Genomic DNA, 23,826 nt, shown 5'->3' with positions numbered 1-23,826 from the left:
AATCCAAATTGGAAATGATTTCCAATTCTGAGCACAACAGGGCGGGAACAGGTGACGATCGCGGCGGTCGAGCGGGCATTGAAGCTGGTGGAGGCGCTGGCGGGCGAGGCCGACGGCGCCGACCTCACCACGCTCGCCGAGCGGCTCGGCCTGCCGGTCAGCGCGACGCACAGGCTGCTGGCGACCCTCTCCGAGCGCGGCTTCGTCGCGCAGGATCCTCAATCGGGCGCCTATGGGCTGACGCTGAAGCTGTCGCAGCTCGCCTTCCGCAATCTCGACCTGCGCGGCCTGCCCGATGCCGGCCAGATCGTGCTCGACCAGCTCGCCCGCGCCACCTGCGAATATTGCCGGCTCGCCGTCGTTGACGGCGAGAGCCTGACCTGGATCGCCCGCGCCCAGGGCGCCACCGCCGGCCTGCGCTACGAGCCGCCGATGGGAACCGGCATCGTCCTGCACGCGACCGCGACCGGCAAGGCCTGGCTTGCCTCGCTGCCCGAGGCGGAGGCGCTGCGCATCGTCTGTGCGCGCGGCTTCGATGCGGACGGGCGCACCGGCCCGAACGCTCTCGCCGACGTCGACGCGCTGCGCCGGCATCTCGCCGAGACGCGACGCCGCGGCTACGCGCTGGCGATCGAGGAAGGCGAGATCGGCACCATCGCCATGGCGACGACCTTCCGGGCCGGCCCGGATCCCGGCGCGCCGGTCGCCGGCACGCTCAGCGTCGCCGGACCATTGCCCCGCATGCAGGAGGCGCGCCGCGGCGAGATCGCGGCGGCGCTCGCCACGGCCGCGCGGGAGATGTCGGCGATCTGGCCGCTCAGGCGGCGGCAGGCAGCGGCCGTTCCAGCCGTCGGGACGACGGCCGCCCGGCAAACCGCGCCGGCAGAGACAGCGACATGAGCAGCGACGCCGCCACCAGCACGACCGCGACGGGCGCGCGCCAGGCCGCCGGCTGGGCCTCGGCCATCGCCTGGCCGCTGGCGAGCTTCGCCGTGCTGCTGCTCGCCTGGCAGATCCTGGTGCCGATGGCCGGCATCCCGGAATACATCCTGCCGGTGCCGAGCGCCTTCTTCGAGCGGCTCTGGCTCGATCGCGCCGACATCCTCCGGCACACGCTGGTGACCGCGAACGAGATCGTGCTCGGCTTCCTGATGGCGGCGGTGATCTCGATCCCGCTCGGCTACCTCATCGTCTCGGTGAAGCTGCTGGAGAAGGCGATCTATCCGGTGATCGTCTTCTTCCAGCTGGTGCCGAAGATCGCGATCGCGCCGCTCTTCGTCGTCTGGTTCGGCTTCGGCCTGTTCCCGAAGGTGCTGCTGACCTTCCTGCTCTGCTTCTTCCCGACGCTGGTGGCGAGCATGACCGGCTTCCGGGCCCTGGACGAGCGCGTGCTCTATCTGACCCGCTCGATGGGCGCCTCCGCCTGGCAGACCTTCCGCTATGTCCGGGTGCCGGCGGCGCTGACCTACATCTTCTCGGGCCTCAAGGTCTCGGCCGTGTTCGCGGCGACGGGCGCGATCGTGGGCGAATTCGTCGGCGCCAATGCCGGCCTCGGCTACCTGCTGCTGCGCGGCACCAGCTTCCTCGACATGCCGCTGATCTTCGCCTGCCTGGTGGCGCTCTCCGCCGTCGGCATCCTGTTCAGCTACCTCGTCGACTGGCTCGAGGCGCTGCTGATGCCCTGGCAGCGCAAGACCTAGGACATCCGATCGCCATCGAGCCGGAGCCAACCGGCGACACAGGGAGGAGACAATGACGACACGCAGAACCTTGCTCGCCGGCGCGGCTGTGCTCGCGCTCAGCAGCGGGCTGGCCTTCGCCCAGACCGGCAAGCCGATGAAGATCACGCTGAACTTCCTCGCCGCCGCGCCCAATGCCGGCTTCATGATGGCCAAGCAGATGGGCCTCTACGAGAAGGCCGGCATCAACCTCACCATCGAGGAGGGCAAGGGCTCGGGCACCACGGCGCAGATGGTCGCGACGGGGCAGACCGATGTCGGCTTCGCCGACGCGCCCGCCGCGATGCAGCTGCGCACCAAGGGTGCGCCGGTGAAGATCGTCGCGCCCATCCTGCAGACCAACGGCTTCGCCATCATCTCCCTGGAGGGGAGCGGCATCGCCTCGCCCAAGGACCTCGTCGGCAAGAAGGTCGCGGTTCAGCCCGGCACGGCGCAGACGACGCTGCTCGACGCGATCCTGGCCTCGAACCAGATCGACAAGGGCAAGGTCGACATCATCAACATCGACCCCGGCGCCTTCGTCGGGGCGCTGCTGGAGAAGAAGGTCGACGCCATCCTCGGCGGCGCCGACTTCCACTCGGTGCAGATCCGCGAGCGCGGCTTCAAGGTGCGCGACCTGCTCTACCGTGATGTCGGCGTGCCGACGGTCGGGCTCTCGATCATCGCCCGCGACGACAGGATCAAGGCCGATGCCGAGCTCTACAGGACATTCGTCGAGGCGAGCCTGCAGGGCTGGGACGCCGCCCGCAAGAACCCGGAGGCAGCGGCCGACGCCGTGGTCGCGCAGTTCCCCTCGGTGAAGAAGGCGCAGGTGCTGGCGCAGTTCGACGTCGTCAACAAGCTGCTCTGCGCGCCCGGCGCGGCCTCGCTCGGCAAGGTGCCGGATAAGAACTGGACGGTGAGCTTCGACCTGCTGACGCAGTATCTCGGCCTGCCAAAGGACAAGCCGATCACCGACTACTACACGACCGAGCTGCTGCCGGCCTCTGCACCGGCCTGCTCGTGAGCGCGACAGCCGCCATTGCCGCCGCCTCGATCGAGGGACGCGGCATCGTCAAGACCTTCGGCGGCTTCACCGCCGTCGACGGGCTGACGCTCGACATCCGGAGCGGCGAGTTCGTCAGCCTGATCGGGCCGTCCGGCTGCGGCAAGAGCACCTTCATGCTGATGGCGGCCGGGCTGATCCCGACCAGCGGTGGCGAGCTCCTCGTCAACGGCAAACCACTGACCGAGCCGCTCACCGATATCGGCATCGTCTTCCAGGACCATCTGCTGCTGGAGTTCCGGACGGCACTCGAAAACGTCATGCTGCAGGCCGAGATTCGCGGCCTGCCGCTGGCCCCGGCGAAAGAGCGGGCGCTCGAACTCTTCGCCAAGCTCGGCATCAGCCATGCGGTCGACCGCTATCCAAAGCAGTTGTCCGGCGGCATGCGCCAGCGCGTCTCGATCGCGCGGGCGCTGATCCACAACCCGTCGGTGCTGATGATGGACGAGCCCTTCGGCGCGCTCGACGCGATCACGCGCACGCAGATCCGGCACGACCTCGAAATGCTCTGGCTGGAGCAGGCCAAGACCGTCGTCTTCATCACCCATTCGATCGAGGAGGCGATCGGCCTCTCCGACCGGGTGCTGGTGATGTCGCCGACGCCGGGCAGGGTCGTCGACGAGATCAGGATCGAGCTGCCGCGGCCGCGCCCGGCCCATCTCGGCGACTATCCGAGCTTCAACGCCTATGCCGACCGTATCCACGATGCGTTCAGGCGGTTCGGGGTGATCAAGTATTGAGGCGTCATTCTCGGGCGAAGCGCAGCGCAGACCCGAGAATCTCCTGACGAGAAGGCACTTTTCGGCGCCCTCTCCGGCCCGAGATGCCCGGGGCAAGCCCGAGCATGACGTTGTGTCAGGGCCGCTTCGGGATCTCCAGCCCGCGCTGCACGGCCGGCCGGGCCAGGCCGCGCTCCAGCCATTTCGGGACGAGCTTGAGCTTGTCGTACTCGACCAACTCGCCGGCGCCGTAGAAGCCGACGAGATTGCGGACCCAGCCGAGCGTTGCGATGTCGGCGATGGTGTAATCGTCGCCCATCAGCCAGCCCCGGCCGGAAAGCCGCGTCTCCAGGACGCCGAGCAGGCGCTTGCTCTCGTTGGCGTAGCGGTCGCGCGGGCGCTTGTCCTCGTATTCGCGGCCGGCGAATTTATGGAAGAAGCCGAGCTGGCCGAAGATCGGGCCGATCGCCGCCATCTGGAAGAAGACCCATTGCAGGGTCTCGTAGCGGCGGGCCGGATCGACGGGGAGGAACTTGCCGGACTTCTCGGCGAGATAGACCAGAATGGCGCCCGATTCGAACAGACCGAACGGCTTTCCGCCGGGCCCGTCGGGGTCGATGATCGCCGGGATCTTGCCGTTCGGGTTGAGCGAGAGGAATTCCGGCGTCCAGGTCTCGTTCTTGCCGATGTCGATGGTGTGCGGCTCGTAGGGAATGCCGGTCTCCTCCAGCATGATCGAGACCTTCACGCCGTTGGGCGTCGGCAGGGAGTAGAGCTGCAGCCGGTCGGGATGCTCGGCGGGCCAGCGCTGCGTGATCGGAAAGGCGGAAAGATCGGGCATTTTGCGGATATCCTCGGATGGCGGGACGCCGGCGGCGGAGGCCATGACGTTGCGGCGCAGATTGCTGCGCCCGCGGCAAGGGCGCAACCGCCCGGATCTTGCAGCGCCGCCGAACCGCGAACGCATCCGCGAAATGTCGAGGTTAAGATCCGCAGGCGCCGGACCGGGCAGCGTTAACTGCCGCTTAACGCCATCGGCAAACTTCGAGCGGTCGTGGCTTCCCGGACGCAGCCGGTCAACAAACCGTTCATCCAACGCCTCGCATCTGATCGGACATGCGTCGCGTTCATCTCACCATCCTCGCGCTCGGCGCGCTCGGTGTCGGCCTCGCCGGCTGCGGCAAGTTCCAGAAGCCGCAGCGTGCCGCCTGGCGCGACCAGGCCGAAGCCGCCTGCCTGGCCTCGCGCCAGGTGCAGCTCTCCTCCTATGTCAGCCTGCGCGAGAAGCCGATCGACGGGCCCGGCACCTGCGGCATGGAGAAGCCGCTGCGCGTCGCCGCCTTCGGCGGCGGCTCGATCGGGCTGACCAGCAACGCCACCCTCGCCTGCCCCGTGGTCGCGACCACGGACAAATGGCTCGCCGACGTGGTGCAACCGGCGGCGATGAACGTGCTCGGCGCGCAGGTGATCGAGATGCGCGCCGGCTCCTATTCCTGCCGCGCCATGAACAACGGCACGGGCACGAGCCGCACCTCCGAGCATGCCTATGGCAACGCCGTCGACGTGTTCTCCTTCCGCCTGAACGACAACCGGGTCGTCACCGTCAAGGACGGCTGGCGCGGTTCGCCCGAGGAGCAGGCCTTCCTGCGCGAGATCTTCGTCGGCGCCTGCGAGCATTTCTCGACCGTGCTCGGCCCCGGCGCCGACGCCTTCCACTACGACCATTTCCACATCGACCTGGCACGCCATTCCAAGGGCCGGCGCATCTGCAAGCCGGTGATCAAGTACGAGCCGAACTACAACCTGCCGCCGCCGGACCCGGCGAGGCCGGACCGCATGGCGCTGCAACAGCAGGAGCCGGCGACGCGCCAGGGGCTGCCGCCGCCGATGGTGGCGAGCGGATCGGGCGGATTGCTGCGCCAGCCGAGCGCGGGGCTGCGTCCTCCCGGCGCGGTGGACGGCGGCTATTCGGTCGCCCACCGGCAGGGCCAGGGCGGGCTGGAGGCACAGCGGCGCTATATCGAGGAGAGCCCGCAGCAGGCGAGCCCGCGCTATCAGCCGCAGCCGCCGCCGAGCGAGATGCGCGGCCCGCTGCAGCTGCCCGGCTCGGTGCCTCCGACCGAGGAGCTGATCGTCGGCGACGACGAAGGCAACGGCATCCTCGACGGCGCGCAGCCAGGCGAGAGCGAGCCGCCGATCAACCCGCGCAACGACCCGTTCGCGTACCGGCCGCAGGGGCAGCAGACGGGATCGATCCGGCGGTAATGAACGTCATTCTCGGGCGGAGCGCAGCGCAGACCCGAGAATCTCCGGACGGAGAAGGCACCGCCCGGAGCCTCCCCCGGCCTGAGATGCTCGGGTCAAGCCCGAGCATGACGAACACTCCTAGCGCGACACCAGCACCTGCCGGCACTCGGCCGGCAGCGCGTCGAGCGACATGGGCGGCTTGGGCTTCGGCTTGGGGCCGGGCTTCGGCTTGGGCGGATGGAAGATCGCCTGATATTGCCGCTCGACCCAGCCGCTCAGCTCCTCGCCGCAGCCGTCGCCGAAATTGGGCGGCTCCTGGCCGTCGCAGCCCGCGGCGCCCGGCGGGCAGCTCATCCTGACGTGGAAATGATAGTTGTGGCCCCAGATCGGCCTGACCTTGTTCAGCCAGGACCGGTCGGAGCCGGCCTCGCGGCAGAGCGCGACCTTGAGCGCCGGATTGACGAAGATGCGCTCGACCCTGGGCTCGCTGGCGGCCGCCTTGATCAGGCGGGTATGCGCCGGCGTCCAGGCCTTGGGATCGACATCGCGCCAGTCGGCGCGGGCCATGTTGGTCGCGGCCATGTTCTCGCGATCGTCGCTGTCGAGGCGCTTCCGCGGCATCGGCGTCAGCCAGATGTCGGCGTCGAGCCCGATCTGGTGCGAGGCATGGCCGGTCAGCATCGGCCCGCCGCGCGGCTGCGAGATGTCGCCGACGAGCAGGCCGGCCCAGCCGGTGACCTTCGGCACCTCGCGGGCGAAGCGCTCGAGGAAGGCGATCAGCTCGGGATGGCCCCAATTGCGGTTGCGGGCGCGCCGCATCACCTGCCAGGTCTCGCCCTCGACCGGCAACGCCGTCGCCCCGGCGAGGCAGCCGCGGGCATAGGAGCCGATGGCACGCGCCTGCAAGGCGGCGGGCGCGGTCTTCTGGCCGAACAGGGCGCGCGCGGCGTCGGGATAGGCCGCGATGTTGGCGGCGCGCGTCCTGGCCTCGGCCTCGGCGGTGGACTGGGCCCGGGCCGCTCCGGCCGCGACCAGCACCGGCAGGAGAATCAGACGGGCGAAGCGGGACAGGGGCAGCATCGGCGCAGAATCGCAGTCAGCCCACTGGCCGGTCAAGCCCGCGCGACGCGGCGACGCTCTGGACAAGGGCCGCGCGAATCGGCAGCGTCGCGCCGGCCGTACAGGCGGGCGCGAAGCTCCGCACGGCCACGGCCGGAGGAGACATCATGACGACCCGAATCACGCTCGACCGCCGCGCTCTGCTCGGCGGCCTCGGCGCCACGCTGGCCTGGCCGGTCGCAGGCAGCGCCCAGGGCAGCTGGCCGCAGGGGCGCACGCTGAAGCTGGTGGTGCCCTTCCCGCCGGCGGGCGCGACCGACGTGCTCGCCCGGCTCGTCGCCGACCGGCTCGGCCAGAGCTGGGGCACCCATTTCGTCGTGGAGAACCGGGCCGGCGCCGGCGGGAATCTCGGGACCGACGCCGTCGCCAAGGCGGAGCCGAACGGCGACACGCTGCTGATCGTCTCGGTCGGCCTCGCGACCAACCAGTATCTCTATGCCAAGCTGAACTATGATCCGCTGAAGGACCTGGCGCCGATCACCATGGTCGCGATGGTGCCGAACCTGCTGGTGATCGGCAAGCATCTGCCCGTCCAGAACGTCGCCGAGCTCGTCGCCTATGCCAAGGCCAACCCCGGCAAGCTGACCTACGGCTCCTCCGGGGTGGGAACCTCCGTGCACCTCTCCGGCGAGCTCTTCCAGAAACTGTCCGGCACGAAGATGGTGCATGTGCCCTATCGCGGCACGGCCCAGGCGACGCAGGACCTGATCGGCGGCCGCATCGACCTGATCTTCGACAACATCACCCAGGCGCTGCCGCATGTGCGGGCCGGCACGATCCGCGGGCTCGGCATCACCACCGCCAAGCGGTCGCCGACCGCACAGGAATTCGCCCCGATCGCCGAGACCGTTCCGGGCTTCGACGTCTCGTCCTGGTTCGCCCTGTTCGCGCCGGCGAAGACGCCGCAGGCCATCATCGACAAGGTCCAGGCCGACACCAAGGCGGCGATCGCCGATCCGGCCGTGCGCGCCAAGATGGACCTGCTCGCCGCCGAGCCGGTCGGCAACAGCCCGGCCGAGCTCGCGGCCTTCCTGCGGGCGGAGATGAAGCGCTGGGGCGACCTGATCCGCGAGGCCGGCATCCAGGCGGAGTGAGCCCGGCGGGCGGCGCTGCGGGAACTTCCCCGAGCGGCTCGACGTTCTCCGGACGCTGCCCGCCGATCCGCGGCGGAGCGAACGAAGAAGGGCTGCCTGATGTCCACCCTCCTGATTATCATCCTGCTGCTGATCCTGCTGGGCGGCGGCGGGTATTACGGTCATCGCAGCTATGGCGGCGCCGGCCTCGGCGGCGTGGTCGGCCTCGTGCTGGTGATCGTGATCGTGCTGTGGCTGCTCGGGGCTCTCGGCGGCCCGGCCGTGAGGGTCTGACCGCATCGCCGGCGCGCGCCGCTCCGGCGGCGCGCGTTCAGAGTGCCGATCGCCAGACCAGCGTCGCGGCGGCGAGATCCTCGAGCGCGGTGCCGACGGATTTGAACACCGTCACGTCGTCGCGTTCGGCCTCGGTGTCGTATTCGCCGCGGCAAAGCCCGGCCAGCGTGCCGGCGACCTGCCCGGCGGTATAGGCGCCGTTCCTGATAGCCACGGCGACGTCGCCGCCCTCGTGCAGCGCCGCCTCGGTGTCGACGAAGACATGGGCGCGCTGCAGCGCCTCGTCGTCGGCCTCCCGCATCGACAGGTTGAAGGCCCCGACCAGATCGAGATGGGCCGTGCGCTTGAGCCAGCGGCCATGGATCAGCGGCTCGCGCGAGAGCGTGGCGCAGGAGATCAGATCCGCCTGCCGCGCCTCCGCCTCGAGATTCTCGGCGACGCGCGCCGCGATGCCGTCGCGCGCCAGCCCGGCGACGACCTCGGCGGCCGCCTCCGGACGGCGTGCCCAGATCGCGATGTCCTCGAAGGCACGCACGCTGCGATGCGCCTTGACCAGGAAGGGCGCCAGCGCGCCGGCCCCCACCATGAGCATGCGCTCGCTGTCCGGGCGCTCCAGCATGCGCGAGGCGAGCGCCGAAGCCGCGGCGGTGCGCCAGAGCGTCAGCCGGGCGCCGTCGAGCGCCGCGAGCGGCGTGCCGGTGGCGCCGTCCATCAGCAGATAGGTGCCCATCACGCTCGGCAGGCTGCGAGCGGCGTTCCCCGGGAAGACGGTGACCACCTTCGTGCCGAGGAAGGCCGGTTCGGCATCCGCGGTGGTCCAGGCCGGCATCAGCAGGAGGGTCGCCGCCGCATCCGGCCGCTCGACCTCGTGGTGATGGCGCACGGGGGTGACGATCGTGCCGCGGAAGGCCGCGGCCAGCGCGTCGATCAGGGCGGGGAAGTCGAGCAGGCCGTCGATCTCGGCGGCCGGGAAAAAGCGCATGGCAGGGCTTCAGACGCGGTTGGTGAGCGCAGGCAGCGCCGAATCCGGCACGGCGGCGCGCAGGGACTGCGCCTCGCTGCGCAGCTTCTCCGCCTCGCGGCGATTGAGCCTCGCGGCCTTGCGGTGCTTGCCCTGGGCCAGCCAGGAGGCGAAGCCGCCGATCAGGATGCCGACGGCGAGGGCGGCGAGGACGACGGCGAAGAGCGGCAGGTCGAAGGCGAGCGCCGGCGCGTCGCGGCTGATCGGATCGAGCGAGACCCGGACCGCCCCGCGATTCGCCACGGCGAACAGCACCACGAGCAGCGCGACCGGAACGAGCACCAGCGCCTTGAAGAAAGCCTTCATCCCGCTCCTCCGGCCCGATCAGGCCTTGCCGTTCAGCCGCATGCGCAGCTCCTTGCCGGTCTTGAAGACCGGCACGAACTTCTGGTCGACCTTGACGGAATCGCCCGTGCGCGGATTGCGGCCGACCCGGGCGGCGCGCTCCTTGGTCGAAAACGCGCCGAAGCCGCGCAGCTCGACCCGATCGCCGCGCGCCAACGCCTTGACGATCTCGTCGAGGATCGAGCCGACGATATTCTCGATATCGCGCTGATAGAGGTGGGTGTTGCGCTCGGCGATGCGCTGGACGAGTTCTGATTTTATCATGGGGAGAATATAACCGCTTGTAACTTCGTCACTTTTCGACGGCAGGCTGCCAGAGCGCCAAGGGCGCGTCAAGCCGCAGTCCGACCGGCGTCTCGGCTGCGCGCGCGATCAGGACGGCGAGGGTCTCCAAACCGGCCGCGCGCGCCAGCGCCTCGCCCGCGCTCCACAGGCCGTAGGACGAGGATTCGCTGCGCCGCCGCCAGTCGCGCACGGGCAGCGACTTGCCGACCCCCTTCTCGCGCTCGAGCCAGGCGATCGCTTCCGGCTCGCCGCCGATCTCGTCGACCAGCTTGAGGGTGATGGCCTGCCGGCCGGAATGGACACGGCCGTCGGAGACGGCGGCGAGCTCGGTGTCGACGAGCTTGCGCCGGTCGCGGACCAGCCGCTTGAACCAGTCGTAATTGTCGTCGACGACGCGCTTCAGCGCCGCGATCGCCTCCGGCGAAGGCGGCTCGAAGCCGTTCGGCGCGGCCTTGAGCGGGCTCGACTTCACCTCCTCGACCTTGACGCCGATCGTATCCATCAGGCGCGCCAGGTTCGGGAACTGGAAGAGCACGCCGATGGAGCCGACGAGCGAGGTCTGGCGCGCGACGATGCGGTCGCTGCCGAGGGCGACGATGTAGCCGCCCGAGGCCGCGAGCCCGTCGACCACGGCGACGACCGGCTTCTTCGCCGCGAGCCGGCGCAGGGCCTCGTGCACGGCTTCGGACCCGGTGGTGGTGCCGCCGGGGCTGTCGATCCTGAGCAGCACGGCGCTGGCGCGGCTGCCCTCGAGCGACTTGATCAGATCGAGCGTGCGGCGATCCCCCGAGATGAAGCCGGAAATGGTGACGCGGGCGATATGCGCCTGCGCGGTGCTGCCCGGCAGGCGCCCGCTCCAGGCGAGCGCGCCGGCGACCACCAGCGCGACCACGCCGGCCAGAGCAAGCAGCCGCCAGAGCGAGAGCTTGCGGCGCAGGCTGCGACGATCAGCCAGCAGATCGGCATCGGACGACATGTCGGCTGCTCCGGTTGGAGCGGATCCGAGCGAGCGGGCACAACCCGGTCGGCGGTCCGTCTCGCAATTTCTGATAGGGCCAGTGGTGTAGCTCCGCCATGCTGGAGGGGCAAGGCGGCAGTTGTCGCAACCGGAGGTCCGGTCAGGCCGCGGCTCGCGCTCGCTGCCGGTCGAGCGCGAGCAGGGCGAGCCCGCTGGCGACCGAACGGAAGGCGTCGCCGATATGGATGCGCTGCGGGCTGAAGCGCCGGTCGAACAGGGCGCGCACCGCCGGCACATAGGAGGTGCCGCCGGTCATGAACACCGCCTCGATCCGGTCCGCCGCGACCCCGGCGCCGGCCAGCGCCTCGTCGAGAGCGCCCTCGATCGCCGCCACGTCCCCGGCGATCCAGCGCTCGAACAGGGCCCGCGTCACGGTGCGGTCGATGCGCACGCCCATCTGGTCGAAGGTCAGCTGCGCCTCCGCCTGCGACGAGAGCGCGATCTTGGTCGCCGAGACGGCGCGGTAGAGCTCGTAGCCGAGATCGTACTCGATCACCGTCATCAGATCCTCGAGCCGCCCCGGCTCGACAGCGTCGCGGATCAGGGCCTTGAGCTCGGCCATGGTCTCGCGGCTCTTCATCAGCGAGAGCCGGTGCCATTGCGCGAAGGCGGCGTGATAATGCGCCGGGATCGGCAGCCGCTTGCCGAAGGAGAGATAGTCCGAGCCCTTGCCGAGCAGCGGCGAGACGGCGTGCTCGATGATGCGGTAGTCGAACGTGTCGCCGGCGACGCCGACGCCGGCATGGGAAAGCGGCACGGCCTGCAATGTTCCGTTCGCACCGGGTTCGAAGCGCATCACCGAGAAGTCGCTGGTGCCGCCGCCGAAATCGGCGACCAGCATGGTCTGCGGCGTCGTCAGATCGCGTGCGTACCAATAGGCCGCCCCGAGCGGCTCATAGGCGAAGTCGACCTCGGTCATGCCAGCCTGGCCATAGGCCGCCGAGAGGCGCGAGAGCGCCAGCGCCTCGTCCGGCCGATCGCCGGCGAAGACGACCGGTCGGCCGGAGAGCACGCTGCGCTCGCCGAGGCCGGCGAGACCGGCGGACAAATCGGTCAGGAAGACGGCGATCAGGTCCTCCAGCCGGAAGAGCTTGCCGAACAGGCGGGTCTCCTGGAAGGCGCGGCTGGAGAGATGGGTCTTCAGCGACTGCAGGAAGCGGTGCTCGGCCGTCATGCCGAGCGCCATGTCGAGCGCGTCCGGGCCGCTGACATGGGTGACGCGGGCGTTCGGCGGCCGGCCCTCGCGCCAGAACATCAGGGCCGAGCGATAGGCGTCGACCGCGCCCTGCCGGGTCTGGAAGCTGCGGGTCGTCACCGAGCCGTCCGGACGAGCGAGCGCGACCACGCTGTTGGTGGTGCCGAAATCGATGCCGATCGCCGCGTCCTGCATGTCCGTCTCCTGATGCGGTGAACCGCCACCGTCATTCCGGGGCTTCGCGCAGCGAAGAGCCCGGAACCCATGAACGCCGCGCCTGATCGAACGGGCTTCGGCCACAGCGAACCCGGCAAACGCCGCGTTCATGGGTTCCGGGCTCGCGGCTTCGCCGCGCCCCGGGAAGACGCGAGTGGCGAAACAAAAGCCCGCGCGGATCTCTCCGCGCGGGCCGATGGCTGCTCAGGCCGCCTTGCGCGGCCCGAGATCACTTCTTGTCGGTGCTGGCCTTCTTGAGGGCTGCGCCGAGGATGTCGCCGAGCGAGGCGCCGGAGTCGGCGGAGCCGTACTGCGCCATCGCCTCGCGCTCCTCGGCCACTTCCAGGGCCTTGATCGAGACCTGGATCTTGCGGGCCTTCTTGTCGAACAGCACGACGCGGGCATCGACCTTCTCGCCCGGAGCGAAGCGCTCGGGGCGCTGCTCGGCACGATCACGCGCGATCTCGGCGCGCTTGATGAAGGTCGTCATGTCGGTGCCGGCGATCTTGACGTCGAGACCGCCATCCTTGACGTCGATGATCTCGCAGGTCACGACCTGGCCCTTCTTGAACTCGCCGGCATCCACGAAGGGATCGCCGCCGAGCTGCTTCAGGCCGAGCGAGATGCGCTCCTTCTCGACGTCGACGTCGAGGACGACCGCCTGGAGCATGTCGCCCTTCTTGTACTCCTCGATCACCTGCTCGCCCGGACGGTTCCAGTCCAGGTCCGAGAGGTGGATCATGCCGTCGATGTCGCCCTCGAGGCCGAGGAACAGACCGAACTCGGTCTTGTTCTTGACCTCGCCCTCGACCACCGAACCGGCCGGATGCTGCTCGGCGAAGACCTCCCACGGATTGCGGAGGGTCTGCTTCAGACCGAGCGAGATGCGGCGCTTGACCTGATCGACCTCGAGGATCGCGACGTCGACTTCCTGCGAGGTCGAGACGATCTTGCCGGGGTGGACGTTCTTCTTGGTCCAGGACATCTCGGAGACGTGGATCAGGCCTTCGATGCCCGGCTCCACCTCGACGAACGCGCCGTAGTCCGTGATGTTGGTGACGCGGCCCTTCAGGCGGGTGCCGACCGGGTAGCGGGCGGCGATGCCATCCCACGGATCGGCGAGCAGCTGCTTGATGCCGAGCGAGATGCGGTGCGTCTCCTGGTTGATCTTGATGATCTTGACCTTGACCGTCTGGCCGATGGTGACGACCTCGGACGGGTGGTTGACGCGGCGCCAGGCCATGTCGGTGACGTGCAGCAGGCCGTCGATGCCGCCGAGGTCGACGAAGGCGCCGTACTCGGTGATGTTCTTGACGACGCCGTCGATGACCTGGCCCTCTTCGAGCGAAGCGACGAGCTCGGAGCGCGCCTCGGCGCGGGTCTCTTCGAGCACGGTGCGGCGCGAGACGACGATGTTGCCGCGGCGGCGATCCATCTTGAGGATCTCGAAGGGCTGCGGCTGGCCCATCAGCGGGCCGACGTCGCGGATCGGGCGGATGTCGACCTGCGAGCGCGGCAGGAAGGCGACGGCGCCGTCGAGATCGACGGTGTAGCCACCCTTGACCGTGTTGAAGATCATGCCCATGACCTTCTCGCGGGCCTCGAAGGCCTTCTCGAGCTTGACCCAGCTCTCTTCGCGGCGGGCCTTGTCGCGCGAGATCACGGCTTCGCCGAGCGCGTTCTCGATCCGGTCGAGATAGACCTCGACCTCGTCGCCGACCTTGAGCTCCTCATCCCGGCCCGGGCCGGTGAATTCCTTGAGGGCGACGCGACCTTCGGTCTTCAGACCGACGTCGATGATCGCCATGTCCTTCTCGATGGCGACGACCTTGCCCTTGATGACGGTCCCTTCGAGGGCCTCGTTCCGGGTGAAGGATTCCTCGAGCAGGGCGGCGAAATCCTCGCGACCCGCGCTATAGCTTTCGACAGCTGACATATGTGCTCCTGAACGCCGGCCGCGTATCCCGCGGATGTCCGGCATGGCGCCGATTGGGTTGGTGCTGCACGCCGGATCGATCCTCAGCGGTGCTCCGCTTCACGGAGCTTGCCGTCCCATGGACGGCGGCGCCTGGCCGCAGGGGCCGATCCGCATCCGACGTGCCGCTTCCAAACACGAAACGGGAGCCGGCCGGCTGGCCGCCCCCCGGCTGTGATCGATCACGGCCCTTCGGACGGGCCCGATGTAGTCGATCCGGCCGCGCGGGGCAAGCGCCCGCCCGCTTGCCGCACGGTCGGCACCGTGACAGAATCGATCGATGAGGCCGAAACCGGCCACCCGCACCGGCTCGCCCCATCCGTCTGCGAATAGCGTTCTGACATGGCCATCAACCGGTGCCGGCCCGGCATCCCCGCACGGCCGGGGAAGGAGCCTCACGAATGCAGAAATCCCTGTCCAACCTCGCGATCCTCACGGCGGCGCTGTTCTCGACCGTCGCCGCCCAGGCGCAGACCGCGCCGAAAGAGCGCCTGCAGCGCGGCGAATACCTGGCCGCCATCATGGATTGCGGCGGCTGCCACACGCCCGGCCTGCTGCTCGGCAAGCCCGACAGGGCGCGCAGGCTCGCCGGCTCCGAGGTCGGCTTCCACATCCCCGGGCTCGGCATCTTCTACCCGCCGAACCTGACGCCCGACGCGGAAACGGGTCTCGGACGCTGGAGCGAGCAGGACATCGTCAAGGCGGTCCGCACCGGCGTCCGGCCGGACGGGCGCCAGCTCGCGCCGGCCATGCCCTATCAGAGCTACAGCACATTGACCGATGCCGACGCGCTCGCGCTGGCGAGCTATCTCAAGAGCCTGGCTCCGGTGCGCAATCAGGTGCCGATGCTGGCTGGCCCCACGGAGAAGGCGGCAGCCCCCTACCTCACCCTCGCCGTGCCCTGACCCTCGCCGCAGGCCGGGCGCGTATGCGCCCGGCCGGCTTGCGGGCGCCGCGCCGGCTGCCGATCTCTTGCGGCGAAGCCCGGCTGCGAGCCGGCGCGATGCAAGGGAAGCCCCCGCATGTTCCCGCTCTCCATTCTCGACCTCGCCTTCATCGCCGAAGGCGCGACCGCCGCCGACGCGCTCCACAACAGCCGCGATCTCGCCCGCCACGCCGAGAGGCTGGGCTACACCCGCTTCTGGCTGGCGGAGCACCACAACATGACCGGCATCGCCAGCGCCGCGACGGCCGTCGCGATCGGCTATGTCGCCGAGGGGACCAGGACGATCCGCGTCGGCGCCGGCGGCATCATGCTGCCGAACCATTCGCCGCTGGTGATCGCCGAACAGTTCGGCACGCTCGAGACGCTCTATCCCGGCCGCATCGACCTCGGACTCGGCCGCGCGCCCGGAACCGACCAGCGCACCTGGCGGGCGCTGCGGCGCGAGGCCGACTCGGCCGAGCGCTTCCCGCAGGATGTGCTCGAGCTGCAGACGCTGCTCGGGCCGCTGCAGCAGGACCAGGTGGTCCAGGCCGTGCCGGGCACGAACACCAACGTTCCGCTCTGGATCCTCGGCTCCAGCCTGTTCGGCTCGCAGCTCGCCGCCGTGCTCGGGCTGCCCTACGCCTTCGCCTCGCATTTCTCGCCGGATGCGCTGATGGACGCGCTGTCCGTCTATCGCGAGCGCTTCCAGCCCTCGGCCCAGCTCGACAAGCCCTATGCCATGGTCGGCTGCAACGTCGTCGCCGCCGACAGCGACGCCGAGGCGCAGCACCTCTTCACCTCGGTGCAGCAGCGCTTCGCCGACATGCTGCGCGGCCGGCGCGGCCTGCTGCCGAGGCCGATCGACGACATCGAGAGCTACTGGTCCGGCCCGGAGAAGGCGCAGGCGCAGCGCATGCTCGCCTGCTCCTTCGTCGGCTCGCGCGAGAGCGTGCGCGAGCAACTGGCGGCCTTCATCGAGAAGACCGGGGCCGACGAGCTGATCGTCGCCTCGGCGATCTTCGACCATGCCGCCCGCAAGCGCTCCTACGAGATCCTGGCGGAGATCAGGCCGACGCTCGGGCGCGCCGCAGCGGCCGCCTGATCGCGCGGCAGGTCCACCACCGGCGGCCGGCATCGGAAAACAGCGGAAAACCCGCCTGAACGGCGCAAGGACGGGCCGCGGCGGGCAGGGGCAACTTCCCCTGCGTCGCCCTTCATGCGAGGCTGCCGGCGAGATCGGCTGTGCCGAAGGAGAACACCATGGGTTGGGTCGTCCTTGGACTGATCGTCGTCGTCGTGGTCTGGCTGATCATGACCTATAACGGCCTCGTCGCGATGCGCCAGCGCGTCAACCAGGCCTTCGCCGACATCGACGTGCAGCTGAAGCAGCGGCACGACCTGATTCCGAACCTGGTCGAGACCGTGAAGGGTTATGCCAGTCACGAGAAGGAAACCTTCGACGCGGTGATCAAAGCGCGCAACCAGGCCCAAGCCGCGAGCGGCCCGCACGACCAGGCCGTGGCCGAACAGCAGCTCACCGGCGCCGTCGGCCGTCTGCTGGCGCTGGGCGAGGCCTATCCGGACCTGAAGGCGAGCGCGAACTTCCAGCAGCTCCAGCAGGACCTCGGCAATGTCGAGGACAAGCTGGCGGCGGCGCGCCGCTTCTTCAACAACGCGGTCAGCGAGTTCAACGCGGCGATCCAGGCCTTCCCGGCCGTGTTCTTCGCCCCGCAGATGGGCTTCACCCCGCGCGAATTCTTCGATGTCGGCGAGCAGACCCGGGCGCAGATCGAGGTCGCGCCGACCGTGAAGTTCTGACCGCACCGGGCAGCACAGCGGAGCCGCGGCGATGCCGGGGGAAGCCTTCGGGCTCTATACCCATCAGCGCAACAACCGGACCCGGTCGGTCGCCCTGATCATCGGGCTCTTCCTGATGGTGTATCTTACCGTCTGGGGCGTGATGCTGGTCGGCTACGGCTATGTCGGCGTGCCGCGCGGACGCACCGTGATGGGCGTGGTCAACCAGCGCTTCTGGGCCTGGCTGCCCTTCGTCACGCTCGGCACGGCGGCCTGGGTGCTGATCGGCTTCAAGGTCAACGTCGCGCTGATCGAGGCGGTCTCGGGCGCCGAGGGCGTGACCCGGGAGGCGCAGCCCAAGCTCTACCGGATGCTGGAGAATCTGTGCATCTCGCGCGGCATGACGACGCCGAAGCTCGCCATCATCCAGAGCGACGCGCTCAACGCCTTCGCCAGCGGCGTCAACGACAAGCAGTTCACGGTGACGCTGACCACCGGGCTGATCGAGCAGCTCAACGACGCCGAGATCGAGGCGGTGATCGCGCACGAGCTGACGCATATCCGCAATGGCGACGTCCGGCTGATGGTGATCGCCGTCGTGATCGCCGGCATCATCTCCTTCGTCGGCGAGGTGCTGTTCCGCAATCTCGGGCGGGTGCGGATCTCGTCCGACGGCGACAGGAAGGGCAGCGGCGCGGCGATCGTCCTCGGCTTCGCCGTCATCGCGGTCGCCTGGCTCCTCGCCGTCCTGATCCGGCTGTCGCTGTCGCGGGCCCGCGAATATCTCGCCGATGCCGGGGCGGTCGAGCTGACCAAGAATCCGGACGCGATGATCTCGGCCCTGCTCAAGATCTCCGGCCGCGCCGACATGGACAACGTGCCGTCCGGCGTGATGGACATGTGCTTCGAGAACGATCCCGACGATTTCGCCGACCTGTTCTCGACCCACCCTTCCGTGACCAAGCGCGTGCAGGCGCTGGTGCAGACCGCGGGCGGGCGCCTGCCGCCCGAGGCGCCGCCCGGGCCGCCGAAGATCAGCGAGCGCCAGCCCCTGCCCGAGATCGTCGAGACCTCGGCCGCGCACGGGCCGTGGTCGCGGCCGACGCCGCCGGCGGCGGGGAGCTAGCCATCGCGACGAACAGCGTCACGCCGTCTTTCCGGGACAGCCGTCAGGCCTGAGCCCGGAACCCATGACCGCGAGGTCACGAGGATGGGCGCTGCGATGGCGAGGCAGACCCTGCCCCGCCGGTGGTCATGGATTCCGGATCCTTCGCTGCGCGAAGTCCCGGAAAGGGGAAGTGGGTCCGACCGCGCTGCGGCGCCTCAGCGCCCGTCCTTCGCCCAGGCGAGCGCTTCCTCGAGCCGGTCGTCGCCCCAGAACAGTTCGCCGTCCTCGGTGACGAAGGTCGGTGCGCCGAAGATGCCGAGCGACTTGGCGAGCTCGGTCTCGGCCTTGAGCCTTCCCTTGATCTCCTCGCTCCGCGAGGCGGGAAAGGCCGTGCCGGGATCGGCCCCGGCCTCGCGCAGGGCCGCGCTCAGCACCGCCTCCTCGGCGATGTTGCGACCCTCGCAGAATTCGGCGCGAAACAGCGCCCTGGAAAAGGCCGGCAGCCAGCCGGCCTCGCGCCCCGCCAGAGCAAGCCGGGCCGCCACCAGCGAGTTCTGCGGAAAGGTCTCGGGCCGGACGATGACGAGCCCGTTGCGCGCGGCGCGGCGCGCCATGTCGCGCCACATGTAGCGGCCCTTGTTGGGGAAGAGGTTGAAGGGCGAGCTCGCCCAGCCCTGCGCGGCGAAGATCGGCCCGAGAAGGAACGGGCGCCAGCGCACCGCGACCCCGGCGGCTTCGGCCGCCGCTTCGATCCGCAGGGCGCTGAGGCAGGAATAGGTCGACGCGAACTCGTACCAGAAATCGAGAACAGGACGATTCGGCATCAGACCCCCGAGCAGCAGCGACAGCCGTCGCGAACGCACCATCCCGCCCACATCGCGGGCGGCAACTCATCAGCGGACGACGCCGGATCGATCATAAGGTTCCGATTGCGTCGCCCCCAACCCTGCGATAGTGCGCGGTTACGTCCGAAATGCGGCCGGTGACGCCGCATTCTCTACACCAGGCACGGGCCCTCGTGCCGCCACTGCAGGAAGACCAGTCCATGGCCGAGAAGCGCGTCAACAAGGTCGTGCTCGCCTATTCCGGCGGGCTCGACACCTCGATCATCCTGAAGTGGCTGCAGACCACCTACAATTGCGAGGTCGTGACCTTCACCGCCGATCTCGGCCAGGGCGAGGAACTGGAGCCGGCCCGCCAGAAGGCGCTGCTGCTCGGCATCAAGCCGGAGAACATCTTCATCGAAGACCTGCGCGAGGAGTTCGTCCGCGACTACGTCTTCCCGATGTTCCGGGCCAATGCGGCCTATGAGGGCGTCTATCTGCTCGGCACCTCGATCGCCCGGCCGCTGATCGGCAAGAAGCTGATCGAGATCGCCGAGAAGGTCGGCGCCGACGCGGTCTCGCACGGCGCGACCGGCAAGGGCAACGACCAGGTCCGCTTCGAGCTGACCGCCTATGCGCTGAAGCCGGACGTGCAGGTGATCGCGCCCTGGCGGGAATGGGACCTGCGCTCGCGCGAGCAGCTGATCGCCTTCGCCGAGCAGCACCAGATCCCGATCGCCAAGGACAAGCGCGGCGAAGCGCCGTTCTCGACCGACGCCAACCTGCTGCACGTCTCCTCGGAGGGGAAGGTGCTGGAGGACCCGGCACAGGAGGTGCCGGACTATGTCTTCTCGCGCACCGTCTCGCCGGAGGAGGCGCCCGACAAGCCGACCGTGATCGCGATCGACTTCGCCAGGGGCGATGCGGTGGCGATCGACGGCGTCCAGCTCTCGCCGGCCAGGCTGCTCGCCAGGCTCAACGAGCTCGGCCGCGACAACGGCATCGGCCGGCTCGACCTGGTCGAGAACCGCTTCGTCGGCATGAAGAGCCGCGGCATGTACGAGACGCCCGGCGGCACGATCCTCGCCGTCGCGCACCGCGCCATCGAGTCGATCACGCTCGACCGCGGCGCCGCCCATCTCAAGGACCAGCTCATGCCGCAATATGCCGAGCTGATCTATAACGGCTTCTGGTTCTCGCCGGAGCGCGAGATGCTGCAGGCGCTGATCGACAAGAGCCAGGAGTTCGTCGCGGGTACGGTGCGCCTCAAGCTCTATAAGGGCGGCGTCCACGTCATCGGCCGCTCCAGCCCCTATTCGCTCTACGACCAGGATCTCGTCACCTTCGAGGAAGGCGCGGTCGCCTACGACCACCGCGACGCCGCCGGCTTCATCAAGCTCAACGCGCTGCGCCTGCGCACGCTCGGCCAGCGCAAGCGCAAGCTGGGGCTGTGACTGGGTCGGCTCCCAAGCCGTCATTCTCGGGCGGCGCGTAGCGTCGACCCGAGAATCTCTTTCAGGAGATGCTCGGGTCGAGCCCTAGCATGACGCGGATCGCTGTTACCTCGCGATCTTCCCGAAGGCGAAGAACAGGGTCTCGCCGGAGGAATCGTCGACGCCGTCATTGTCGGTGACGACAAAGAGATTGCCGGCCCTGTCGACCGCCATGCCCTCGACCTTTGTCGAGCCCGTAGAGCGTGGCGAGGGCGGCGAGGGCAAGCGGCTTGTGCATGGGAGGTCCTGTCCCGCGTTGGCGTCGAAGCGGTGGATCCTCCGGCTAGTGAGCGCGCACGACGGTTTCGTGACAGGGCCGTCGTCGGCAGAGGCCGCCGCGACCCAAGCCGCAGCGGCCTCGTATGGACAGGGGCAGGATCAGCGCAGCGCCACCTCGGGCCCGCCGGCATCCGCGGCCGACTTCCTCAGGCCGATCACCTCGAGCTCGGTGACCAGCGCGACCGCCGCGGCCTGGGCCAGGACGAAGGCGGTGCCGAGCGTGGTCGGCGTGAACCAGCCGGCGACGAGGATCAGGAGGCTGTCGGCGATCCAGAGAAGATTCACCCCGATCACGGCGTAGACCGCGAGCCGTGGCAGGCGAGCCCGGCCGGCGAAGACTGCCAGCAGCGCGGCGCAAGGCAGCAGCACGAGCCCGGCGCCGCGCAGGAACTCTGCCGGGAAACCGAGCGGCGCCGAGAGAGAGCCCGCACCGAGGCTGAGCAACAGGCCGGTCGCGGCGCAGGCGGCGGCGTCGAGGGCGAGAGCGTTGCGCAGAAGGCGCGAGGACTGGATGAAGGCCATAGCTTGTCTCCGGTTGGCCGCCCCGTCTTCCGGGCGGTGGTTGCTGATGGAGGCATGCTGGCGAAGGCGCGGCGGCGGGTCGATTAAGCGCGAGGTAATTGGACGGAGCCGGCGCCGCAGCTAGCTTGCCGCCATGAACAAGCATCAGCAGCCCACGATCGGGCACCTCATCCGCGACTGGCGCCAGCTGCGCCGGCTGAGCCAGCTCGACCTCGCCCTCGAGGCCGAGATCTCGCAGAAGCATCTCAGCTTCATCGAAAGCGGCCGCTCGGCGCCGAGCCGGGACATGGTGCTGCTCCTCGCCGAGCATCTCGGCGTGCCGCTGCGCGAGCGCAACGCGCTGCTGCTCGCGGCCGGCTATGCCCCGGTCTATCTCGCACGCTCGCTGGAGGATCCAGGCCTGCAGGCGGCGCGCAGCGCGATCGACCAGCTGCTCAAGGGGCACGAGCCCTATCCCGCCATCGCCGTCGACCGGCACTGGACCCTGCTCGCGGCCAATGCGGCGGTCGCACCCCTGCTCGCCCTCGCCGGAGACGCCGACCTGCTGCGCCCGCCGGTCAATGTGCTCAGGCTCAGCCTGCACCCGCGCGGGCTCGCGCCGGCGATCCTCAACCTTGCGGAATGGCGCGGCCATCTGATCGCCAGGCTGCGCCAGCAGATCCGCGCCACCGCCGACCCAATGCTCGCCGAGCTGCTGACCGAATTGCTGAACTATCCCGCGCCGGCAGCGCCGATCACCAAGGGCAGAGCGCAGGAGGACGCCGAGCCGCCGATCGTGGTGCCCCTCAAGCTGCAGCTGGGCGAGACCGTGCTGTCGCTGATCTCGGCGACGACGGTGTTCGGCACCCCGGTCGACGTGACCCTGTCCGAGCTGGCGCTCGAGACGTTCTTCCCGGCCGACGAAGCGACGGCACAGGTCCTGCGGGCGGCGGCCACGAAGTCGTGAGGCGGCGGGAACCACGGCCCGTCCGCGACGTTTCCCTCTCGACCGGGCGCTGCGGCGCCCTCCCCCATCATGAGAAGGAGCCTGCCATGGGCAGCACCGCCGACAAGATCAAGGGCATGGGCAACGAGGCCGCGGGCAACATCAAGCAAGCCGCCGGCAAGGCGATGGACAAGCCCGGGCTCCAGGCCGAAGGCATCGCGCAGGAGCGCAAGGGCGAAGCGCAGCAGGCCGTCGGCAAGGCCAAGGACGCCGTCAAGAAGGTGGTCGACAAGGCCTGACCGCAAGGCCGGAACCCATCGAGGAAGGCGGGCCGCCGCGAGGCGGCCCGCCTTTTCCGTGGCGAGAGCAGTCCCGTCATACCGGGGCTTCGCGCAGCGAGCCCGGAACAGTTCTCAGGCGGAGCCGCCGAGGCCGCCGAGGAAATCCTTGACGCGGCCGAAGAAGCCGGCCGTCTCGGGATGGGTGGAATGCGAGCTCTCGCGCTCGAACTCCATCAGCAACTCGCGCTGGCGGGCGGTGAGCTTCTGCGGCGTCTCGACCAGGACCTGGATGTAGAGATCGCCCATCTCGCGCGAGCGCAGCACGCTCATGCCCTTGCCCTTGAGGCGGAACTGCTTGCCGGTCTGGGTGCCTTCCGGAATCTTCACCCGGGCCTTCTCGCCGTTCAGGGTCGGCACCTCGATCTCGCCGCCGAGCGCCGCCGAGGTCAACCCGATCGGCACGCGGCAGAACAGGTCGGCACCGTCGCGCTGGAAGATGGCGTGCGGCTTGATCGACAGGAAGATGTAGAGATCGCCCGGCGGGCCGCCGCGCAGCCCGGCCTCGCCCTCGCCCGCGAGGCGGATGCGGGTGCCGTCCTCGACGCCGGCCGGGATGTTGACCGAGAGCGTGCGCTCGCGCGTGACGCGGCCGGCGCCCTGGCAGCCGGTGCAGGGGTCGTCGATGACCTCGCCGCGGCCACCGCAGGTCGGGCAGGTGCGCTCGACCGAAAAGAAGCCCTGGCTGGCGCGGACACGGCCATGCCCTCCGCAGGTCGGGCACTGGCGCGACTTCGAACCGGCCTTGGCGCCGGTACCGGAACAGACCTCGCAGGTCACCGAGGTTGGGACGTGGATGGTCTCGTTCTTGCCCGTATAGGCCTCCTCGAGCCCGATCTCGAGGTTATAGCGCAGATCGGCCCCGCGCTCGCGCGAATTGGCTCCGCGCGGGCCGCGACGGCCGTCGCCGAAGAAGGATTCGAAGATGTCGGACATGAAGTCCGACATGTCGGCCGGGCCGCCGCCCCCGCCGCCATTCTCGAAAGCCTGGTGGCCATAGCGGTCATAGGCGGCGCGCTTCTGGCCGTCCGAGAGGATCTGATAGGCCTCGTTGATCTCCTTGAACTTGATCTCGGCCTGCTTGTCGCCCGGATTCTTGTCCGGGTGGTGCTGCATGGCGAGCTTGCGGAACGAGCTTTTCAGCTCGGTTTCCGTCACGGTCCGGGAGACCCCGAGAATCTCGTAATAGTCGCGCTTCGACATTCAACCAGCTGCCCCTGCGCCGCCCCGCGCCTCGAGCGCAGATCAGCGAGTCATCTCCCGCCGACGCCATCGCCGTAACGCAATGGCCGGGTCGAGCCCGGCCATCCCGTCACGCTCG

Annotated in this window: 25 protein-coding genes; 14 read left to right on the top strand and 11 right to left on the bottom strand. The window is 69.3% G+C overall.

What is annotated here, in order from left to right:
* Positions 1 to 51: 51 nt before the first annotated feature.
* From CS1GBM4_RS08590 to CS1GBM4_RS08575, 4 genes are read left to right on the top strand one after another with little or no spacing between them, the layout of a single operon-like run.
* Entirely contained in the window at positions 52 to 900 is an 849-nt protein-coding gene (locus CS1GBM4_RS08590) for an IclR family transcriptional regulator (protein WP_186418295.1), read from the top strand.
* Complete coding sequence (locus tag CS1GBM4_RS08585; protein WP_186418294.1) at positions 897 to 1,700, top strand: ABC transporter permease; 804 nt, start codon at positions 897 to 899, stop codon at positions 1,698 to 1,700. The genes CS1GBM4_RS08590 and CS1GBM4_RS08585 overlap by 4 nt, the downstream gene beginning before the upstream one ends.
* Positions 1,701 to 1,752: 52 nt before the next feature.
* Positions 1,753 to 2,745, top strand: a complete 993-nt coding sequence (locus CS1GBM4_RS08580; protein ID WP_186418293.1) for an ABC transporter substrate-binding protein — start codon at positions 1,753 to 1,755, stop codon at positions 2,743 to 2,745.
* The gene (locus tag CS1GBM4_RS08575) at positions 2,742 to 3,524 is read left to right on the top strand and encodes an ABC transporter ATP-binding protein (RefSeq protein ID WP_244607132.1); all 783 of its coding nucleotides are present in this window, start codon (positions 2,742 to 2,744) and stop codon (positions 3,522 to 3,524) included. The genes CS1GBM4_RS08580 and CS1GBM4_RS08575 overlap by 4 nt, the downstream gene beginning before the upstream one ends.
* Positions 3,525 to 3,639: 115 nt before the next feature.
* Here the strand turns inward: CS1GBM4_RS08575 and CS1GBM4_RS08570 are convergent, their stop codons facing one another.
* Positions 3,640 to 4,344: a glutathione S-transferase N-terminal domain-containing protein gene (locus CS1GBM4_RS08570; protein ID WP_186418292.1), complete on the bottom strand. Its 705-nt coding sequence runs from the start codon at positions 4,342 to 4,344 to the stop codon at positions 3,640 to 3,642.
* A 275-nt stretch (positions 4,345 to 4,619) separates the two neighbouring features.
* Between CS1GBM4_RS08570 and CS1GBM4_RS08565 the strand changes: the two genes are divergently transcribed.
* Positions 4,620 to 5,768, top strand: a complete 1,149-nt coding sequence (locus CS1GBM4_RS08565; RefSeq protein WP_186418291.1) for an extensin family protein — start codon at positions 4,620 to 4,622, stop codon at positions 5,766 to 5,768.
* A 120-nt stretch (positions 5,769 to 5,888) separates the two neighbouring features.
* On the opposite strand, the gene mepA is transcribed toward CS1GBM4_RS08565, so the two are convergent.
* Positions 5,889 to 6,830: a penicillin-insensitive murein endopeptidase gene (gene mepA, locus CS1GBM4_RS08560; protein WP_186418290.1), complete on the bottom strand. Its 942-nt coding sequence runs from the start codon at positions 6,828 to 6,830 to the stop codon at positions 5,889 to 5,891.
* A 146-nt stretch (positions 6,831 to 6,976) separates the two neighbouring features.
* On the opposite strand from mepA, the gene CS1GBM4_RS08555 reads away from it, so the two are divergent.
* Together CS1GBM4_RS08555 and CS1GBM4_RS08550 are read left to right on the top strand one after the other, a co-directional pair.
* A complete protein-coding gene (locus CS1GBM4_RS08555) occupies positions 6,977 to 7,963 on the top strand; it encodes a tripartite tricarboxylate transporter substrate binding protein (protein ID WP_186418289.1) in 987 nt (328 codons plus the stop codon).
* A 99-nt stretch (positions 7,964 to 8,062) separates the two neighbouring features.
* The gene (locus CS1GBM4_RS08550; RefSeq protein ID WP_186418288.1) at positions 8,063 to 8,236 is read left to right on the top strand and encodes a DUF3309 family protein; all 174 of its coding nucleotides are present in this window, start codon (positions 8,063 to 8,065) and stop codon (positions 8,234 to 8,236) included.
* Between the two features lie 37 nt (positions 8,237 to 8,273).
* Here CS1GBM4_RS08550 and CS1GBM4_RS08545 read toward each other — a convergent pair whose 3' ends face one another.
* The 6 genes from CS1GBM4_RS08545 to rpsA form a co-directional block, all read right to left on the bottom strand.
* On the bottom strand, positions 8,274 to 9,218 hold the full coding sequence (locus CS1GBM4_RS08545) for an ornithine cyclodeaminase family protein (RefSeq protein ID WP_186418287.1): 945 nt from the start codon (positions 9,216 to 9,218) through the stop codon (positions 8,274 to 8,276).
* 9 nt (positions 9,219 to 9,227) lie between these two features.
* Positions 9,228 to 9,563 (bottom strand): LapA family protein, encoded by a 336-nt coding sequence (locus CS1GBM4_RS08540; RefSeq protein ID WP_186418286.1) that lies wholly within the window; start codon positions 9,561 to 9,563, stop codon positions 9,228 to 9,230.
* A gap of 18 nt (positions 9,564 to 9,581) precedes the next feature.
* The gene (gene ihfB, locus CS1GBM4_RS08535) at positions 9,582 to 9,866 is read right to left on the bottom strand and encodes an integration host factor subunit beta (protein WP_186418285.1); all 285 of its coding nucleotides are present in this window, start codon (positions 9,864 to 9,866) and stop codon (positions 9,582 to 9,584) included.
* Positions 9,867 to 9,894: 28 nt separating this feature from the next.
* Positions 9,895 to 10,863, bottom strand: a complete 969-nt coding sequence (gene sppA, locus CS1GBM4_RS08530; protein WP_186418284.1) for a signal peptide peptidase SppA — start codon at positions 10,861 to 10,863, stop codon at positions 9,895 to 9,897.
* A 142-nt stretch (positions 10,864 to 11,005) separates the two neighbouring features.
* Positions 11,006 to 12,295, bottom strand: a complete 1,290-nt coding sequence (locus CS1GBM4_RS08525) for an Hsp70 family protein (RefSeq protein ID WP_186418283.1) — start codon at positions 12,293 to 12,295, stop codon at positions 11,006 to 11,008.
* A gap of 250 nt (positions 12,296 to 12,545) precedes the next feature.
* Positions 12,546 to 14,252 carry a 30S ribosomal protein S1 gene (gene rpsA, locus CS1GBM4_RS08520; protein WP_186418282.1) on the bottom strand — a complete coding sequence of 569 codons (1,707 nt, stop codon included), beginning with the start codon at positions 14,250 to 14,252 and terminating at the stop codon, positions 12,546 to 12,548.
* Positions 14,253 to 14,692: 440 nt separating this feature from the next.
* Here rpsA and CS1GBM4_RS08515 point away from each other — a divergent pair, with 440 nt between their 5' ends.
* From CS1GBM4_RS08515 to CS1GBM4_RS08500, 4 genes are all read left to right on the top strand, one after another.
* Positions 14,693 to 15,196, top strand: a complete 504-nt coding sequence (locus tag CS1GBM4_RS08515; RefSeq protein ID WP_186418281.1) for a c-type cytochrome — start codon at positions 14,693 to 14,695, stop codon at positions 15,194 to 15,196.
* 117 nt (positions 15,197 to 15,313) lie between these two features.
* Positions 15,314 to 16,321 (top strand): LLM class flavin-dependent oxidoreductase, encoded by a 1,008-nt coding sequence (locus CS1GBM4_RS08510; RefSeq protein WP_186418280.1) that lies wholly within the window; start codon positions 15,314 to 15,316, stop codon positions 16,319 to 16,321.
* Positions 16,322 to 16,479: 158 nt separating this feature from the next.
* On the top strand, positions 16,480 to 17,037 hold the full coding sequence (locus tag CS1GBM4_RS08505) for a LemA family protein (protein WP_186418279.1): 558 nt from the start codon (positions 16,480 to 16,482) through the stop codon (positions 17,035 to 17,037).
* A gap of 31 nt (positions 17,038 to 17,068) precedes the next feature.
* Complete coding sequence (locus CS1GBM4_RS08500) at positions 17,069 to 18,142, top strand: M48 family metallopeptidase (RefSeq protein WP_186418278.1); 1,074 nt, start codon at positions 17,069 to 17,071, stop codon at positions 18,140 to 18,142.
* 197 nt (positions 18,143 to 18,339) lie between these two features.
* On the opposite strand, the gene CS1GBM4_RS08495 is transcribed toward CS1GBM4_RS08500, so the two are convergent.
* Positions 18,340 to 18,948 carry a 2-hydroxychromene-2-carboxylate isomerase gene (locus tag CS1GBM4_RS08495; RefSeq protein WP_186418277.1) on the bottom strand — a complete coding sequence of 203 codons (609 nt, stop codon included), beginning with the start codon at positions 18,946 to 18,948 and terminating at the stop codon, positions 18,340 to 18,342.
* Between the two features lie 221 nt (positions 18,949 to 19,169).
* On the opposite strand from CS1GBM4_RS08495, the gene CS1GBM4_RS08490 reads away from it, so the two are divergent.
* A complete protein-coding gene (locus CS1GBM4_RS08490) occupies positions 19,170 to 20,402 on the top strand; it encodes an argininosuccinate synthase (RefSeq protein WP_186418276.1) in 1,233 nt (410 codons plus the stop codon).
* A gap of 417 nt (positions 20,403 to 20,819) precedes the next feature.
* Here CS1GBM4_RS08490 and CS1GBM4_RS08485 read toward each other — a convergent pair whose 3' ends face one another.
* Complete coding sequence (locus CS1GBM4_RS08485; RefSeq protein WP_186418275.1) at positions 20,820 to 21,242, bottom strand: hypothetical protein; 423 nt, start codon at positions 21,240 to 21,242, stop codon at positions 20,820 to 20,822.
* 133 nt (positions 21,243 to 21,375) lie between these two features.
* Between CS1GBM4_RS08485 and CS1GBM4_RS08480 the strand changes: the two genes are divergently transcribed.
* Entirely contained in the window at positions 21,376 to 22,188 is an 813-nt protein-coding gene (locus CS1GBM4_RS08480) for a helix-turn-helix transcriptional regulator (RefSeq protein WP_186418274.1), read from the top strand.
* A gap of 86 nt (positions 22,189 to 22,274) precedes the next feature.
* On the top strand, positions 22,275 to 22,466 hold the full coding sequence (locus tag CS1GBM4_RS08475; RefSeq protein ID WP_186418273.1) for a CsbD family protein: 192 nt from the start codon (positions 22,275 to 22,277) through the stop codon (positions 22,464 to 22,466).
* A 114-nt stretch (positions 22,467 to 22,580) separates the two neighbouring features.
* Here CS1GBM4_RS08475 and dnaJ read toward each other — a convergent pair whose 3' ends face one another.
* Positions 22,581 to 23,708: a molecular chaperone DnaJ gene (gene dnaJ, locus CS1GBM4_RS08470; protein WP_186418272.1), complete on the bottom strand. Its 1,128-nt coding sequence runs from the start codon at positions 23,706 to 23,708 to the stop codon at positions 22,581 to 22,583.
* Positions 23,709 to 23,826: the final 118 nt, after the last annotated feature.

It is taken from the genome of Allobosea sp. CS1GBMeth4, from assembly GCF_900185715.1.
In the GTDB taxonomy this organism is placed as follows: domain Bacteria; phylum Pseudomonadota; class Alphaproteobacteria; order Rhizobiales; family Beijerinckiaceae; genus Allobosea.
This window is presented reverse-complemented; position numbering and strand designations above follow the sequence as displayed.